The organism is Planomonospora corallina (assembly GCF_042650625.1).
Taxonomy (GTDB): Bacteria; Actinomycetota; Actinomycetes; order Streptosporangiales; family Streptosporangiaceae; genus Planomonospora_B; species Planomonospora_B corallina.
In genome coordinates this window covers 17,924-33,982 of record NZ_JBHSBM010000021.1, presented here as the reverse complement: position 1 = coordinate 33,982, position 16,059 = coordinate 17,924, and the positions used below count along the sequence as shown (strand labels likewise).

The 16,059-nt window shown below is 72.8% G+C and carries 13 protein-coding genes; 1 reads left to right on the top strand and 12 read right to left on the bottom strand.

Translation table 11 applies throughout. The features are described 5' to 3' along the window. Positions 1 to 3: 3 nt before the first annotated feature. The 11 genes from secF to pdxS all read right to left on the bottom strand — a co-directional run bounded on the left by secF (position 4) and on the right by pdxS (position 11,954). Positions 4 to 1,026: a protein translocase subunit SecF gene (secF, locus tag ACFOWE_RS18905; protein WP_377289565.1), complete on the bottom strand. Its 1,023-nt coding sequence runs from the start codon at positions 1,024 to 1,026 to the stop codon at positions 4 to 6. Next, positions 1,026 to 2,810, bottom strand: coding sequence for a protein translocase subunit SecD (secD, locus tag ACFOWE_RS18900; RefSeq protein ID WP_377289563.1), 1,785 nt, complete (start codon positions 2,808 to 2,810; stop codon positions 1,026 to 1,028). Before secD ends, secF begins: the two co-directional genes overlap by 1 nt. A gap of 85 nt (positions 2,811 to 2,895) precedes the next feature. After that, complete coding sequence (gene yajC / locus ACFOWE_RS18895; protein WP_377289561.1) at positions 2,896 to 3,267, bottom strand: preprotein translocase subunit YajC; 372 nt, start codon at positions 3,265 to 3,267, stop codon at positions 2,896 to 2,898. Positions 3,268 to 3,710: 443 nt separating this feature from the next. Continuing rightward, positions 3,711 to 4,727: a Holliday junction branch migration DNA helicase RuvB gene (gene ruvB, locus ACFOWE_RS18890; protein ID WP_377289559.1), complete on the bottom strand. Its 1,017-nt coding sequence runs from the start codon at positions 4,725 to 4,727 to the stop codon at positions 3,711 to 3,713. Positions 4,728 to 4,877: 150 nt separating this feature from the next. After that, entirely contained in the window at positions 4,878 to 5,498 is a 621-nt protein-coding gene (gene ruvA / locus ACFOWE_RS18885) for a Holliday junction branch migration protein RuvA (RefSeq protein ID WP_377289557.1), read from the bottom strand. Then, entirely contained in the window at positions 5,495 to 6,082 is a 588-nt protein-coding gene (gene ruvC, locus ACFOWE_RS18880) for a crossover junction endodeoxyribonuclease RuvC (RefSeq protein ID WP_377289637.1), read from the bottom strand. The genes ruvA and ruvC overlap by 4 nt, the downstream gene beginning before the upstream one ends. A 133-nt stretch (positions 6,083 to 6,215) precedes the next feature. Beyond that, positions 6,216 to 7,496, bottom strand: a complete 1,281-nt coding sequence (locus ACFOWE_RS18875) for a cation:proton antiporter (RefSeq protein WP_377289555.1) — start codon at positions 7,494 to 7,496, stop codon at positions 6,216 to 6,218. Between the two features lie 104 nt (positions 7,497 to 7,600). Continuing rightward, positions 7,601 to 8,353, bottom strand: a complete 753-nt coding sequence (locus tag ACFOWE_RS18870) for a YebC/PmpR family DNA-binding transcriptional regulator (protein ID WP_377289553.1) — start codon at positions 8,351 to 8,353, stop codon at positions 7,601 to 7,603. Positions 8,354 to 8,356: 3 nt separating this feature from the next. Further along, a complete protein-coding gene (pdxT, locus tag ACFOWE_RS18865; RefSeq protein WP_377289551.1) occupies positions 8,357 to 8,938 on the bottom strand; it encodes a pyridoxal 5'-phosphate synthase glutaminase subunit PdxT in 582 nt (193 codons plus the stop codon). A 234-nt stretch (positions 8,939 to 9,172) separates the two neighbouring features. Then, positions 9,173 to 10,846, bottom strand: coding sequence for an alkaline phosphatase D family protein (locus ACFOWE_RS18860; protein WP_377289549.1), 1,674 nt, complete (start codon positions 10,844 to 10,846; stop codon positions 9,173 to 9,175). A 193-nt stretch (positions 10,847 to 11,039) separates the two neighbouring features. Next, positions 11,040 to 11,954: a pyridoxal 5'-phosphate synthase lyase subunit PdxS gene (gene pdxS, locus ACFOWE_RS18855; RefSeq protein WP_449301219.1), complete on the bottom strand. Its 915-nt coding sequence runs from the start codon at positions 11,952 to 11,954 to the stop codon at positions 11,040 to 11,042. Between the two features lie 234 nt (positions 11,955 to 12,188). Between pdxS and ACFOWE_RS18850 the strand changes: the two genes are divergently transcribed. Continuing rightward, entirely contained in the window at positions 12,189 to 14,939 is a 2,751-nt protein-coding gene (locus tag ACFOWE_RS18850) for a GAF domain-containing protein (protein WP_377289547.1), read from the top strand. 25 nt (positions 14,940 to 14,964) lie between these two features. On the opposite strand, the gene ACFOWE_RS18845 is transcribed toward ACFOWE_RS18850, so the two are convergent. Further along, a complete protein-coding gene (locus tag ACFOWE_RS18845) occupies positions 14,965 to 15,984 on the bottom strand; it encodes a DUF3048 domain-containing protein (RefSeq protein WP_377289545.1) in 1,020 nt (339 codons plus the stop codon). Between the last annotated feature and the right edge of the window lie 75 nt (positions 15,985 to 16,059).

Here is a 16,059-nt window from a genome sequence, read left to right as displayed (position 1 = left end):
GTCCTACTTCTTCCTGCGCTTGTCGCCGCCGGACGCGGCCCCGGCCGCCACCGGCTGGCGGCCGGCCTTGGCCGCGCCGCCGGTCGAGGCGAGCCTGCGGGCGATCGCCTGGTAGCGCGGCTCGCGCTCCTTCAGGGTCACCAGCAGCGGCGTCGCCACGCACAGCGAGGAGTACGTACCGACGATCATGCCGACGAACAGCGCCAGCGACAGGTCCTTCAGCGTGCCGGCGCCGAACAGCGTGGTGCCGATGAACAGGATCGCCGCGACCGGCAGGATCGCCACCAGGGTGGTGTTCAGCGACCGGATCAGCGTGTGGTTCAGCGCGTCGTTGGCGGCCTGCGAGTAGGTCACCTTGGAGGTCGTGCCGAGCTTGGCGGTGACCTCCTTGATCATGTCGAACACGACGACCGCGTCGTAGAGCGAGTAGCCGAGGATCGTCAGGAAGCCCAGCAGGGTCGCCGGGGTGACCTCGAACTGCGACCAGGCGTAGACGCCCGCGGTGATCACCAGGTCGTGGAGGAGGGCCACGATGGCGGCCAGCGCCATCTTCCACTCGAAGGCCATCGTCAGGTAGAGGACGATCGCCAGCATGAAGACGATCAGGCCGACGACGGCCTTGTCGGCCACCTGGTCGCCCCAGGACGGGCCGATCACCTGGACGGTGACCTCGCTCGGCTCGGCGAGGTCGAACTCGTCGGCGACGGCCTTCTGGACCGCGGTGATCTTCTCGGCCGGGAGGCTGCCGGTGGTGACACGCCAGCCGCTGTTGGTCGTCTGCACGATCGGCGGATGCTCGCTCGCCTCGAGGATCGTGCCGCGGACCTGCTCGATGGTGGCCGACGGCGCCTTGAAGGAGAACACCGACCCGCCCGTGAACTCCACGCCCAGCTTCAGGCCGTTGACGGCCAGGCCCGCGACGGAGATCAGCAGCAGGAAGGCGGACAGGCCGTACCAGAGCTTCTGCTTGCCGACGAAGTCGACGTTGGTCTCGCCCCGGTAGAGGCGGCTCACGAGGCCGGCCATCACGCCTCCTGCAAAGCGGTCGTGGAGCCGGCGACCGGCTCGTTGCTCATGCGCTCGGCGTCGATGCCGGAGAGCTTGTGGCCCTTGGCGAAGAAGTCCAGCCTGGCCAGGAACGCGACGAACGGCTTGGTGAACATGAACACCACGGCGATGTCGATGAGGGTGGTCAGGCCCATCGCGAACGCGAACCCGGCCACGCCGCCGACCGCCAGGAAGTACAGCACCACCGCGGCGATGAACATGACCGCGTCGGCGATCAGGATCGTGCGCCGGGCGCGGACCCAGGCGACCTCGACGGCCGAGCGCAGCGTGCGGCGGCCCTCCTTCATCTCGTCGCGGATGCGCTCGAAGTAGACGATGAACGAGTCCGCGGTGATGCCGATCGAGACGATCAGGCCGATGATGTGCGGGAGCGAGAGGCGGAAGCCCGCGTAGTGGCCGAGCAGCACCACCGACTGGTAGGTCAGCATGGAGGCGACCACGAGGCTCAGCACCGAGACGAGGCCCAGGCCCCGGTAGTAGAACAGCGAGTAGACGAAGACCAGGCCGAGACCGATCGCGCCGGCGATGAGACCGCCGCGGAGCTGGTCGGCGCCCAGGGTCGAGGAGACCTCCTCGATCGAGCTCTTCTCGAACTTCAGCGGGAGCGCGCCGTACTTGAGCTGGTTTGCCAGCTCGGTGGCGGTCACCTGGGTGAAGCTGCCGGAGATCTGCGCCCGGCCGCCGGTGATGGGCTGCTGGATGACCGGGGCGGAGATGACCACTCCGTCGAGCACGATGGCGATCTGGTTGCGCGGCTCGGCGGAGTTGAAGGCGGTGGTGGTGACCTGGGACCACTGCTGGGGACCCTGGCCCTTGAAGGAGAGCTGGACGAGCCACTCACCGGTGCTCGGCTCCACGCCCGCGTCCGCGGTGTCGATCGCGGTTCCGGTGACGGCGGCCTTCTCCAGGACGTACTTGGCGACGCCGTCCTGGCTGCAGCCGACGTACTGCTTGTTCGGGTCGTCCTGGGCGCCCTGGCCCCTGTCCTGCTTGGAGCAGTCGAGCGTCTTGAACTGCTCCAGCGTCTGCGGGTCGATGCCGGTGGTGTCGACACCGGCCAGCGGGTCGTCCGCGGCCACCGTGGGCGTCGCGGACGACGCCGCGGACGGCTTGCCACTCGGTTCGGCCGCCGGCTCCGCGTCGCCCTTGGGCTCGGCCGCCGGTGTCCTGCGCTGCCGGGGAGCCGTCGTCTGCGCCGGGCTCGGGTTGGTCAGCGCCGAGGAGAGCGCCCGGCCCGCGGGCGAACCGCTCGGGCTCGCCTTCGCGCTCGAGGAGGGCGCCGGGGTCCGCGTGCCCTGCTGACCGGGGGCCGAGGCGGACGGGGCCGGCGTCTGGGTGGCCGTCTCACCCGGGGCCGGCGTCGGCGCCTGGGTGGCCATCTCGCCCGGAGCCTCGGGCGAGCCCGCGGCGATCGCCAGCACCTGGCGGAAGCGCAGCTCCGCGGTCGTGCCGACCAGCTTGACGACCTCCTCCTGACCGACTCCGGGGACAGAGATGACGATGTTGTCACCGGACTTGGCCACTTCGGCGTCGGAGATGCCGCTGCCGTTCACCCGCTCCCGGATGATGTTCACGGCCAGGTCGAGGCTCTCCTCGCTGGGAGTGCCGCCGTTGGGGGTGATGGGCGACAGCGTCACTGTCGTGCCGCCGGCGAGGTCGAGGCCATATTCGGGAGTGAGCGACTCCTCCAGGAGCATCGCCCCGCCCATGGCGAGAATGAGCGCCAGAAGCGCCAGGAGCATGCGCCCCGGTCTGCTCTGGCCGCTGGTCGGTCGGGCCACTGGTCGTCAGTTCTTTCGGTTAAGGGGGATTGGGGGTGAGCCGCGCTCAGGACTTCTTGTTGGGGGCCGAGTCCTCGTTGTCACCCTGCTGCTCGGGGACTTCCGTCACGTCGCCGTCGATGCCCGCGACGTCCTCCCGGACGCTCCCGGCGTCGTCCGCCTCGGGCATCACCCGCCCGATGGCGGCCTTGACCCAGCGGGTCTCGACGCCGGGCGCGACCTCCAGGATCACGTCCTCGGCGTCGATGGCCACCACGGTGGCGAACAGTCCCGTCGTGGTCATGACCCGCGTCCCCGGAGTCAGGGAGTTCTGCATCTGGACCTGCTCCTGCTGCCGCTTGCGCTGCGGGCGGATGAGCAGGAAGTAGAACACCACGACCATCAGAGCGATCATGATGAGGCTTGAGTAGTCGCCCATGGGGCCGTTCCTCCAACTTGAGAATGACCGGCCTGGCGCCGGACGTCGTATACGGCCACGCCGCTCAGCACGTCAGCCTACACAGCCAGCCAAGCCACGGAGTTTAGGCGAGCTGTTAGAAGCGCGGCAACGAGGTCACGATCGGGCACGTGGGGAAGTTCCCGTTTCGAGACCCTCGTCACCGATCCGTGATCATCCCTGTACGGCTCCGCCGCGCCGGAGTCCGCGCCCCCTCCCCCTCCGGGAGCAACGCCACCGGCTCTCCAGGAACAACGCCGCCGGCTCCGCGTCTCTTCCGCATCTCTCCCGCGTCTCTCATGTGCGACGCCGCGCCACCGCACGGGTGCGCGTCCCTCATGTACGGCGCCGCGCCCACCGCACGGGTGTGTACGGCGCCGTGCCCACCGGACGGGTGCGGAGCCCTCAGGCGCCGCACCCGCTCCTCAGGCGCCGAACGCGTCCGGCGGCGGCGTCAGCCCCAGGTGCGACCACGCCGCGGCGGTCGCGACCCGGCCGCGCGGGGTCCGGGCCAGCAGGCCCTGCCGGACCAGGAACGGCTCGGCGACCACCTCGACCGTCTCGGGCTCCTCCCCCACCGCGACGGCCAGCGTGGACAGGCCGACCGGACCTCCCCCGAACCTGCGCAGCAGCACGTCCAGCACCGCCCGGTCCAGCCGGTCCAGACCTTCGGCGTCGACCTCGTAGAGGTCCAGCGCGGCCGCGGCGACCTCCTTCGAGATCTCCCCCTCCGCCCGCACCTCGGCGAAGTCGCGCACCCTGCGCAGCAGCCGGTTGGCGATACGGGGCGTGCCCCGCGACCGCCCGGCGATCTCGCGCGCGGCGTCGTCGGGCAGCCGGAGGCCGAGCAGCCGCGCCGAGCGGTGCAGGACCTGCTCCAGTTCCCCGGCCTCGTAGAAGTCCATGTGCGCGACGAAACCGAAGCGGTCGCGCAGCGGCGCGGGCAGCAGCCCCGCCCTGGTGGTGGCCCCGACCAGGGTGAAGGGCGCGATCTCCAGCGGGATCGCGGTCGCGCCCGGCCCCTTGCCCACGACGATGTCGACCCGGAAGTCCTCCATGGCGAGGTAGAGCATCTCCTCCGCCGGGCGGGCCATACGGTGGATCTCGTCGACGAAGAGGACCTCGCCCTCCGAGAGCGTCGAGAGGATCGCCGCCAGATCACCGGCCCGCTCCAGAGCCGGCCCCGAGGTGATGCGGAGCGGCACGCCCAGCTCGGTCGCGATGATCATCGACAGGGTCGTCTTGCCCAGCCCCGGCGACCCGCTCATCAGCACGTGGTCCGGGGGCCGCCCGCGGCGCAGCGCGCTGTGCAGCACCAGTGAGAGTTGCTCGCGCACCCGCGCCTGGCCGATGAACTCCTCCAGCCGCTTGGGCCGGAGCGCGGCCTCGATCAGCCGCTCGTCGCCCTCGGCCTCCGGCGACACCAGATCCCGCTCACTCACGCGGCCTCCTCCGTCGGCCGCGCGAGCGACACTGCAGCACCCATGGCTCGCTCGCTCCGCTCACTCACGTGACCTCCTCCGTCGGCCGCGCGAGCGACACTGCAGCACCCATGGCTCGCTCGCTCCGCTCACTCACGTGACCTCCTCCGTTCATCGCACGCTCAGCGCACGCAGCGCCGCCTTCAGCAGGGCCGCGACCTGCGGGGTCCGGCCCGCGGCCAGCTCGGCGTCGGCCTGCGGGCCCACCGCGGCGACGGCCTCGTCGGCGTCCTTGGCCGAGTAGCCCAGGCCGACCAGTCCCGAGTGGACCTGATCCCGCCAGGCGGGCGCGGCCGCACGGCCGTTGAGCGCGGCGCTGACGGCCTCCTCCGGGGTGCCGAGCTTGTCCTTGAGGTCGACGATGATCCGCTGGGCGCCCTTGGGGCCGACGCCCGGGACCCGGGTCAGCGCCTTGACGTCGGCGGCGGCGACGGCCACCCGGAGCGCGTTGGGCGTGTGCACGGCCAGCATGGCCAGCGCCACCTTGGGCCCGACGCCGCTCGCGGCCTGCAGCATCTCGAAGACGCCGCGCTCGTCGTCGTCGGCGAAGCCGAACAGCGTGAGCGAGTCCTCGCGGACCACCAGGGAGGTGGACAGGCGGGCCTCCTCGCCCGCACGCAGCGTCGCGAGCGTGCCCGGGGTGCAGTGCACCAGCACGCCCACGCCGCCGACCTCGACCACCGCCCTGTCGTGCGCGATGGTGGTCACCCGTCCCCGCACCGAGGCGATCACTTCATCGTTCCTCTCGCATGTCCGCCGCGACCCCGGCCGCGGAAGTAGGCCGCCGCGGTCGTGCCCGGCTCCGTCCTCGTCCTGGCCAGCGCCTCGGCCAGCCGGTTGTGCGCCCCGCCCCGCCACACGTGGCAGATGGCGAGCGCGAGGGCGTCGGCGGCGTCGGCGGGCTTGGGCATCTCGTCGAGCCGCAGCAGCCTGGTCACCATGGCGCCGACCTGCTGCTTGCCCGCCGTGCCGCTTCCCGTGATCGCGGCCTTCACCTCGGAGGGGGTGTGCATCGCCACCGGGATGCCGCGCCGCGAGGCGCACAGGATGGCGACGGCGGAGGCCTGGGCCGTGCCCATCACGGTCCGGAGGTTGTGCTGGGCGAAGACCCGCTCCACGGCCACGGCGTCCGGCCTGACCTCGTCGAGCCACCGCTCGATCCCGGCCTCGACGGCCACCAGCCTGGCCCCGATCTCCTCGTCGGCCGCCGTGCGCACGACGCCGACCTTGACCAGGCGCAGCGGGGCGCCGGGGCGTCCCTCCACCGCGCCGAGCCCGCACCGGGTCAGCCCTGGATCGACCCCCATCACCCGCAGTTCGGGCACCCGCACCGGCACGCCTCCCACCCGCCGAACACCTGTTCGGTGCCCGACTCTACCGCCTGGCGGCCCCGCCCCGCACGGAAAGGCCGCCGGACCCGCCGCTCCCCCGGCCGGCGGGGACGGGGGCTCACAGCCGCTGGGCGGCGGGCTCCCCGCCGCCGTCCTCGGCCGCCCTCACCCGCAGCCGGTCCAGCCGCTCCATCACCGGCGTCGCCGTGACGCCGTGCAGGACCAGCGAGGCCACCACGGTGAACGCCACCACGGCCCAGAGCTCCTCGGGCGGCACCCCGAAGCCCGCGTGGCCGAGCCCGTAGGCGAGGTAGTACAGCGAGCCGATGCCCCGGATGCCGAAGAAGGCGATCACCCCGCGTTCGCGCGGCCCCGCCCGTCCGCCGAGGCCGGCGAGCCAGCCGGTCAGCGGCCGGACCACCAGCAGCAGGCCCAGCCCGACCGCGGCCCCCTGCCAGGTGAGCGCGGACAGTCCGCCGGTCGCGACGAACCCGCCGAGCAGCAGGATCAGCCAGGCGGTCAGCAGCCGCTCGATCTGCTCGATGAAACCGTGCAGCACGCCGTTGTAGCCGTGGGTGCGCTCGGCGGCCCTGATGGTGCAGGCGGTCACGAACACCGCGATGAAGCCGTACCCGCCCGTCAGCTCGGTGGCGCCGTACGCCAGGAACGTCGCGGCCAGCGCGACGAAGCCGTCGCGGTGCTCGGCCAGCCGCAGGTCCGCCGTCCTGGCCCGGAAGAACAGCCGTCCCAGCAGGGTGCCGGTCGCCAGGCCGCCCAGCACCCCGACCACGCACTTGTAGAGCAGGTCGGCCAGCGCCCACTCCGCGACCCAGCCGGCGCCGCCCCCGGCGAGGGCGAGGGCGATCGCGGCGTAGACGAGCGGGAAGGCCAGGCCGTCGTTGAGCCCGGCCTCGGAGGTGAGCGTGAACCGCACCTCGTCGTCGTCCTTCTCGCAGTCGACCGGCTGGCCGACCTGCACGTCGGAGGCGAGCACCGGATCGGTCGGCGAGAGCACGGCTCCGAGCAGCAGCGCCGCGGCCCACGGCCAGCCCAGCAGGGTGTGGGCGGCGAGGGCGACCGCCGCCACGCTCAGCGGCATCGTCCATGCCAGCAGGCGCCACGTCGAGGCCCACCGGGCCCAGCGGAAGGGCCGGTTGATCGCCAGCCCCGCGCCCATCAGCGAGATGATGACGCAGACCTCGGTGGCGTGCTCGAGCAGTGCCCGGTGGGCGACGGGGTCGGGCCGCGACAGCCCCAGCGGCACCAGATAGAGGAGGAACCCGCCGATCAGGCAGGCCAGCGGCAGCGAGAAGGGCCGCCGGTCGAGCAGCTGCGGGAGCACGGCGGCGAGCAGGGCTCCGGCGCCGGCCACCGCGAAGACGAGATCAGGGCTCCCCATGGTGAGCCGCTGCTACCCGTACGCAGGGGGACAAACCTCGCAGAACAACCAAGATGGCAGGACGGAACGGCGCGCCCCTCCGCCGGGGAGGGGCGCGCCGCCCGTCAGGCCTCGATCTTCTCCATGACCTCGTCGGAGACGTCGAAGTTGGCCCACACGTTCTGCACGTCGTCGCTGTCCTCGAGCGCGTCGATCAGCCGGAAGACCTTGCGCGCGCCCTCCTCGTCCAGGGGGACGTTCATCGTCGGCAGGAAACTCGACTCGGCCGAGTCGTAGTCGATCCCGGCGTCCTGCAGGGCCTTGCGGACCGGGACGAGGTCACCGGCCTCGCAGACGACCTCGTAGCTCTCGCCCAGGTCGTTGACCTCCTCGGCCCCCGCGTCGAGGACGGCCATCAGCACGTCGTCCTCGGACAGGCCGCCCTTGGGGACGATCACGACGCCCTTGCGGTTGAACATGTAGGACACCGAGCCGGGGTCGGCCAGCGAGCCGCCGTTGCGGGTCAGCGCCACGCGGACCTCGGAGGCGGCCCGGTTGCGGTTGTCCGTGAGGCACTCGATCAGCACCGCGACGCCGCCGGGGGCGTAGCCCTCGTACATGATGGTCTGCCAGTCGGCGCCGCCCGCCTCCAGGCCACCGCCGCGCTTGCGGGCGCGCTCGATGTTGTCCAGCGGGACCGAGCTCTTCCTGGCCTTGGTGATGGCGTCGTACAGTGTCGGGTTGCCGTCCGGGTCGGGGCCACCGGTCCTGGCCGCGACCTCGATGTTCTTGATGAGCTTGGCGAACAGCTTGCCCCGCTTGGAGTCAAGCGCGGCCTTCTTGTGCTTCGTCGTCGCCCATTTGGAGTGGCCGGACATCGCCTAGAACTCCCTCACCATTTCCACGAAGTACGAATGCACGCCCGCGTCCCCGATCAGCTCCGGATGGAAGGACGTGGCGAGCAGCGGCCCCTGGCGGACCGCGACGATCCTATCGGCAGGTTCGGCCCGGGCCAGCACTTCCACTTCCGGGCCGATCGATTCCACCCAGGGGGCGCGGATGAACACCGCGCGCAGCCCGCCCCGGCCGGCGAAGTCGATGTCGGCCTCGAAGGAGTCGATCTGGCGGCCGAAGGCGTTCCGGCGGACCGTCATGTCGATGCCGCCGATGGTCTGCTGACCCTCGACACCGTCCTGGATCCGGTCGGCCAGCATGATCATTCCGGCGCAGGACCCGTAGGCGGGCATGCCGCCCGCGATCCGCGCCCGGAGCGGCTCCAGCATCTCGAACGTGGTCGCGAGCTTCCACATGGTGGTGGACTCCCCGCCCGGGACGACGAGGGCGTCGACGGTCTCCAGCTCACCGGGGCGCCGTACGGCCACCGCCTTGGCTCCCGCGTCCTCCAGCGCGCGCATGTGCTCGCGCACGTCTCCCTGGAGGGCCAGCACACCGATCGTGGGCACGCTCGTCCTTTCGTCCGGCTCGTCGGGTTCGCCCTACGAGGGTAACCGCTGCCGCGCGGTGTGCCGGACGGTGATCGCCTCTCCGCCTCCGGCCGTCCTCCTCCGGCACGGGCGTGCCCCGCCGGACCGGCCGCCCCGCCCTCCGCGCGGCGCTCCCGCGGGACGCTCCCGGGCAGGCGCCGGGACGGCCGCACGGCCGCCCCGGCGCGGGCTCGCGCGGGCCCGGTGACGCCGTCAGGGGCGCCTGGTCTCCCGGTCCACGGTCTCCCGGACCTGGTCGATCGCGGGCGTTGCGGCCACCGGGGGATCCAGCGGGCGCAGGTAGGTCTGCTGGATCCCGGGGACCCGGTCCTCGACGACGAACCTCGCCCGGGTGTACGCCTCCGCGCCCGCCCGGGAGACCTGGGGCAGCACCTTGAAGTCCGCGGTGAGCCGCTCGCGCTCGATGCGGGTCACCACGTAGCCGCGCTGGTCGTTGTGGAACCTCAGGTGCGGATTGACCGCCAGGAACGGGTGGGCGGCCGGGTCGGAGTCGCGGCCGTCCCCGCCCGAGGTGATCGAGGAGGTCACCAGCTCGGAACCGACCGTGCGGGACGCCGGGTCGTCGTAGTCGAGCTTGAGGTCGCCGGCCCAGTGGGCGTGCACGTCCCCGGTGAGCACGACCGGGTTGCGCACCCCGGCGTCCACCCAGCCCTGGGTGATCCGCCGCCGGGAGGCGGGGTAGCCGTCCCAGGTGTCCTGGTTGGTGACCTTCGCGGGTCCGGCGTCGCTGTCGCGCTGGGCGAAGAAGACCTGCTGCCCCAGGAGGTCCCAGCGCGCCCGCGAGCGGCGCAGGCCCTCCAGCAGCCACCGCTCCTGCTCGGCGCCGGTGATCGAGCGGGACGGGACGGCCGCCTCCGGGCAGTCGCGGTAGCCGTCGCCGCAGCCCTGGTCGCTGCGGTACTGCCGGGTGTCGAGCAGGTGGAGGACGGCCAGCCTCCCCCAGCGGATCCGCCGGTAGAGCCGCATGCCGGCGCCGCGCGGGACGGACCCGCGGCGCAGCGGCATGTTCTCGTAGTAGGCGCGGAACGCCGCCTCGCGGCGGGCGGGGAAGCCCGGCTGCGGGGTCTCCGGTTTCTCCGGCACCTCTCCGGCCCAGTTGTTGTCCAGCTCGTGGTCGTCCCAGACGACCAGCCAGGGCGCCGCGGCGTGCGCCGCCTGCAGGTCGGGGTCGGTCTTGTACTGGGCGTGCCGCCGGCGGTAGTCCGCCAGGGTCTCGGTCTCCGGCCCCTCGTGGTGGCGGACGTTCCCGCCGGGAGCGGTGTAGACGTCGCGCCCGTACTCGTACAGGTAGTCGCCCAGGTGCAGGACCAGGCCGGGGTGGTCCTCGGCCAGGCGCCGGTAGGCGGTGAAGTGGCCGTGCTCGTACTGCGCGCAGGAGGCGAAGGCCAGCACCAGCCCGGAGCCGTACGACAGCGGGTGCGGGGCGGTCCGGGCCCGGCCCGTCGGCGAGACGTACCGCCCGGCCCTGAAGCGGTACCAGTAGTCCCGGCCGGAGGCCAGCCCGTCGACCTCGACGTGGACGCTGTGGCCCCGCTCGGGGCGCGCGATGGCCACGCCCTGCCGTACGGGCCGGCGGCCGGCCTCGTCGGCGTAGACCTGCCAGCGGACGGCGAAGGGCCTGGCGGGCATGCCGCCCGCGCCGTCCTCGGCGAGCGGCCGCGGCGCCAGCCTGGTCCAGATCACGAAGCCGCCGGAGTCCGGGTCGCCGCAGGCCACGCCGAGCGTGAAGGGGTCGGAGCGCAGCTCCCGGGAGGCCGGGGAGGCCCCGCCGCCGGGGCCGGGGGCGGCGCGCGCGGCGGAGGGCAGGCCGGCCGCGGCGCCCGCGAGGCCGGTGACGAGGAAGGAGCGCCTGCTGAGCTGGGACATGGGGGGATCCTCCCGGGGCGATCGGACGGTGAAGCCGCGGCCTCGCCGACGATCACGACAAGAGGGTGAACTCCTCAGGACGCGCAAAAGGCGGCGCCCTTCACGGGCGCCGCCTTTGACGGCGTCTTTCACCGCGGGTGACCGTCCCGCGCGCCGGACCGGGCGGCGCGGGAGGCCGCCCCGCCGTCAGGACTTACCAGCCGCGCTCGGCGAGGCGGTGCGGGACCGGGATCTCGTCGACGTTGATGCCGACCATGGCCTCGCCCAGGCCGCGGGAGACCTTGGCGACGACGTCCGGGTCGTCGTAGAAGGTGGTGGCCTTGACGATGGCGGCGGCGCGCTCGGCGGGGTTGCCGGACTTGAAGATGCCGGAGCCGACGAACACGCCCTCGGCGCCGAGCTGCATCATCATCGCGGCGTCGGCCGGGGTGGCGATGCCGCCGGCGGTGAACAGCACGACGGGCAGCTTGCCGGTCCTTGCGACCTCGGCCACCAGCTCGTACGGCGCCTGCAGCTCCTTGGCCGCGACGTAGAGCTCGTCGGCGGGCAGCGAGGACAGGCGCTTGATCTCGGCGCGGATCGTGCGCATGTGGGTGACGGCGTTGGAGACGTCGCCGGTGCCGGCCTCGCCCTTGGAGCGGATCATGGCCGCGCCCTCGGTGATGCGGCGCAGCGCCTCGCCCAGGTTGGTCGCGCCGCAGACGAAGGGCACGGTGAACTGCCACTTGTCGATGTGGTTGGCGTAGTCGGCCGGGGTGAGCACCTCGGACTCGTCGATGTAGTCGACGCCGAGCGACTGCAGGACCTGGGCCTCGACGAAGTGGCCGATGCGGGCCTTGGCCATGACGGGGATCGAGACGGCGTTGATGATGCCGTCGATCATGTCGGGGTCGCTCATCCGGGAGACGCCGCCCTGCGCCCGGATGTCGGCGGGGACCCGCTCCAGCGCCATGACGGCGACCGCGCCGGCATCCTCGGCGATCTTGGCCTGCTCCGGGGTGACGACGTCCATGATGACGCCGCCCTTGAGCATCTCGGCCATGCCGCGCTTCACCCGGGCGGTTCCGGTGATGGCGGTCTCGGTGACTTCGGGCGTGCTGCTGGACACGGTCTTCTACCTCACGAGGCTGGTTGCTGCGGATCACGGGCCGCCCACGCGGCGGCCGCCACCTGTTCATCGTAGGCGGTGGCCCGGGTATTCCCCACACCACTCCGCCCTCCCCGCTCCGGCGGACCGGGGAGGGCGGAGGGCGCTGATCGCCGTCCGCCGCCCGTGGCCGCGTAACGTTGCTGGTGGGCACGGATACGGGTGGAGAACTCTCGGGGGAGATGGACCGTGTCGATGACAGACCACATCCATGACCGACTGCGGCTGCGGGCGTTGCGCGCCACCGGGCTGCTGGAGGCGGAGCGGGTGCCGCTGCTGGACAGGGTGACCCGCCTGGCGGTCCGCTGGCTCCGGGTGCCGGGGGCGATGGTCTCGCTGATCGACGCGGACCGGCAGGTCGTCGTCAGCACGGCCGGGTGCGCCGCTCCCGAGCGGAGCCGGCGGACGCCCCTGTCGCAGTCGCTGTGCCGGCACATCGTCGCCACCGGCGCGCCGCTGACCGTGCCCGACACCCGTGCCGACACGCGCTGGCGGGGCGTCGGCGCCGTCGCCCGCGGGGATCTGGGCTCCTATGCCGGGACGCCGCTGCGCGCCCCCGCCGGCCAGGTGCTGGGCGTGCTGTGCGTGATCGACGCCGCGCCCCGGCAGTGGGACGCCGGGCAGCTGGACGCGCTGGAGGATCTGGCCGCGCTGGCGGAGGCCGAGATCGCGCTGCGCTCGCCCCGGCCCGGACCGCCCGCGGAGCCGGACCGCGTCCGGGAGGCGTCCGGTGGCCGTGACCACGACCGTGACGGTGACCGCGACCGCGACCGCGACCGCGACCGCGACCGCGACGGTGACCGCGACCGCGACGGTGACCACGACCGTGACCGCGGTGGTGACCGCGGCGGGGCAGATCGGCAGGACGAGCGCATGTTCCTGCGGACGCTGCTGGACAACCTGGACGTGGGGGTCGACGCCTGTGACCGCGACGGCCGGGTGATCCTGACCAACCGGCCGCTGCGGGAGATCCGCCCGGACGGCCCCCACCGCCACGTCATGGAGACAGGCGAGGTCTTCCAGATCTTCGCCGCCGACGGGCGCACCCCGCTGCGCGGCGCGCGGGTGCCGCTGGCGCGGGCCCTGGCCGGCGAGCGGATCGACGGCGAGGAGATCGTCACCCGTCCCCCGGACGCCGAGCCGCGCCGGTTCTCCGTCACCGGCCGGCCGATCGACGGTGACGACGGGCGTCTGGGCGCGGTGGTGATCCTGCGTGACGTCACCGCCGCCCACCGGGCCGAGACGCTGCGCTCGGCCCAGCACGCCGTGGCGGAGGTCCTGGCCGACGCCCCCTCCAGCAGGGAGGCCGCCGCCGGCGTGGCCGCCGCGGTCACCGAAGCGCTGGGGTGGACCTACGGCGAGTACTGGCAGGTCGACTCCGGCGAGGAGTCCATCGCCTCCATCGCCTTCTGGAGCAGGCCCGGGCGGGACCTGTCGGCCTTCACCGCCGGCCACCCGGCCGTGTTCGCCCGCGGGCAGGACCTGCCCGGGCTCGCCTGGGAGCGCGGTGAGCCGGTCTGGATCAGCGACATGGCGGCCGATCCGCGCGGCTTCTCCCGCCTGCAGGCCGGGTCGCGGGCCGGGATCCGCTCGGCCATGGCCCTGCCGGTGCGCAGCGGCGACCAGGTGCTGGGCGTGCTGATCTTCGGCGCCGACCACCCCCAGCAGCCCGACGACGACCTGGTCGACCTGCTGGACGGCGTCTGCGCCCACGTCGGCCGGTACATGGAGCGCCGCCGCGCCGAGGAGCTCGCCGTCGTCCTGGCCGAGAGCCGCCGCCAGTTCGACCAGATCGTCAACCAGCTCACCGACAAGATCTGGACCGTCGAGGTCCGGCCGGACGGCACGACCCGCGCGATCTACGTCAACACCGAGCACACCGCCGTCTTCGGCGGACGGCTGCACCTGGCCCCCGACGACGACTTCATCGCCGTCATGCTCCGGTTCGTCCATCCCGACGACCAGGACGCCTTCCGCGCCTACTGCGCCGAGCTGATCGCCGGCCGCCGGGCCCAGCTGCAGTACCGGCTCATCGGCCTGGACGGCGTCACCCGCTGGATCTGGAGCAGGGGCGTGCCCCGCCGCGAGGGGGAGCGGCTGCTGGTCGACGGCATCTCCAGCGACGTCACCGCGCACCGCGAGATCGCCGAGGAGCGCGAGCGCCTGCTCGCCCAGCGCCAGCAGCAGGTCGACCGGCTGCGGGAGCTGGACGCGATGAAGGACGACCTGATGGCGATGGCCAGCCACGAGCTGCGCAGCCCCATCGGCGTCATCCGCAGCTACGCCGAGATGCTGCGCGAGGCCCCCGGCCTCCCCGCCGAGCTGCGCGCCTTCATCGAGGTCATCGACCGCAAGAGCGACCACCTGCAGGAGCTGGTCGACGACCTGCTGGACCTGGCCCGCCTGGAGAGCGGCCGGGTGAGCGTCGACGCGCGCACGGTGTGGCTGACCCGCCTGGTCCGCCAGGCCGTCGACGAGCACCGGGCGGCCGCGCAGGCCAAGCGGATCGACCTGACCGCCGACCTCCCCCACCACCTGCACGTGCACGCCGATCCGGTACGGCTGCGCCAGGTGATGGACAACCTGCTGTCGAACGCGATCAAGTACACACCCGACGGCGGCGCCGTCACCGTCACCGCGGGCCATGACGGCGGTCCGGACGCCGGTGCGGAGCCCGGCGGCGGAGACGGCCGGGACGGGACGGTCGCGGTGACCGTCGCCGACAGCGGCATCGGCATCCCGGCCGACCAGTACGAGCAGCTGTTCTCCCGGTTCTTCCGCGCCTCCACCGCCCGGCAGGCCGGGATCAAGGGCACCGGCCTCGGCCTGGCGATCACCAAGGCGATCGTCGAGGCGCACGGCGGCACCGTCACCGCCGCGCCGCGCGCCGGCGGCGGCACCGCCTTCACCGTGCGGCTGCCGGCCGACCCGTCGGCGCCGCACTGAGCCCGGAGCGGGTCCGGAGCGGGCCTCAGGGGACGACGGGCCTGGCCGAGGCGAGGACGACCCAGACCTGGCCGGGGGCGAAGTTCATCGGCTCACCGGTCTCGGTGGTGAAGACGGTGCCCTCCTTCTCCGAGGCGCGGCTCCAGCGCGCCTTGTAGGCCTTGCCGTCGCGCAGGACGACCGCCCGGCCCTTGCCGGTGGTGCGCACCAGGGGCGTGTAGCTCTGGTTCTTGTCGTGGAACTGCGAGCGCTCGGTCTTGGTGTACTGCACGACGACCGTGGGGGCGGCGAGCTGGCCGCCCTCGGCCGCCATGTCCTTCTTGCCGTCCTGCCAGATCAGCCACTTGCCGGCCTTCTCCGACCAGCCGAAGGTGAAGCGGGCCGCCGGGTACTTCACGCTGTAGGTCCTGCGGGGCGTGCCGCCCTCGGCCGGGGCGTCGCCGAAGGTGAAGCCGATGTCCTTCGCCTTGCTCGCCCTGGGCGCCCCGGCCAGCAGCTTCTTGGTCTCGGCGAACAGGTTGTAGGGGGCGTAGCGCCCCGGCTGGCGGAAGTAGGCTCCCGGGGCGCGGCTGTCGGAGACGTCGAACAGCGGGGCCGCGGCGATGAACGGGAGCATCTTGGTCTGCGCGCCGGAGTAGGCGAAGGCTGGCTTGCCGAACTGCGGGACGAGGTGCAGGTCGGTGATGCGCGCGCTGCGGACCGGGCCGATCTTGGGCGGGATCTTCGAGGAGAAGACCGCGATCAGCCGGGTCAGGCCGGCCTCGACCTGGGTGACGTAGACGATGTCCGCACTCCTGAGACCGAGCTGCGGCTTGCCCGCCGCGGTGTTCTCGATCTTCACCGCGAGCACCGGGCCGCGGGTCCCGCCGGGCAGGCCGGTGAAGGGGTGGGTCGGCTCCGGGGTCGGCGTCGGCTCCGGGGACTCCGCCGCCGCCTGCGGCTGCCTGCCCGGGGCGGGCTCGTCGGACGAGCAGGCCGCGGCCGGCAGCAGGACCGCCGCTCCGGTCAGTGTGACGGCGATCATCCGGGGTAGCCGCACGGTCATCTCCTCGAATCGGCCTGAAAATCGCCAAGAGCTTACCGGTGACCGACTTGCCTGGCGTTCCGCTTGTATAGCGAT

Bases quoted from the DNA above. Each gene is read 5' to 3' on its own strand.
- secF (WP_377289565.1), bottom strand. From the start codon at position 1,026: ATGGCCGGCCTCGTGAGCCGCCTCTACCGGGGCGAGACCAACGTCGAC.
- secD (WP_377289563.1), bottom strand. From the start codon at position 2,810: ATGCTCCTGGCGCTTCTGGCGCTCATTCTCGCCATGGGCGGGGCGATG.
- yajC (WP_377289561.1), bottom strand. From the start codon at position 3,267: ATGGGCGACTACTCAAGCCTCATCATGATCGCTCTGATGGTCGTGGTG.
- ACFOWE_RS18875 (WP_377289555.1), bottom strand. From the start codon at position 7,496: ATGGGGAGCCCTGATCTCGTCTTCGCGGTGGCCGGCGCCGGAGCCCTG.
- ACFOWE_RS18870 (WP_377289553.1), bottom strand. From the start codon at position 8,353: ATGTCCGGCCACTCCAAATGGGCGACGACGAAGCACAAGAAGGCCGCG.
- ACFOWE_RS18860 (WP_377289549.1), bottom strand. From the start codon at position 10,846: ATGTCCCAGCTCAGCAGGCGCTCCTTCCTCGTCACCGGCCTCGCGGGC.
- ACFOWE_RS18850 (WP_377289547.1), top strand. From the start codon at position 12,189: ATGACAGACCACATCCATGACCGACTGCGGCTGCGGGCGTTGCGCGCC.
- ACFOWE_RS18845 (WP_377289545.1), bottom strand. From the start codon at position 15,984: ATGACCGTGCGGCTACCCCGGATGATCGCCGTCACACTGACCGGAGCG.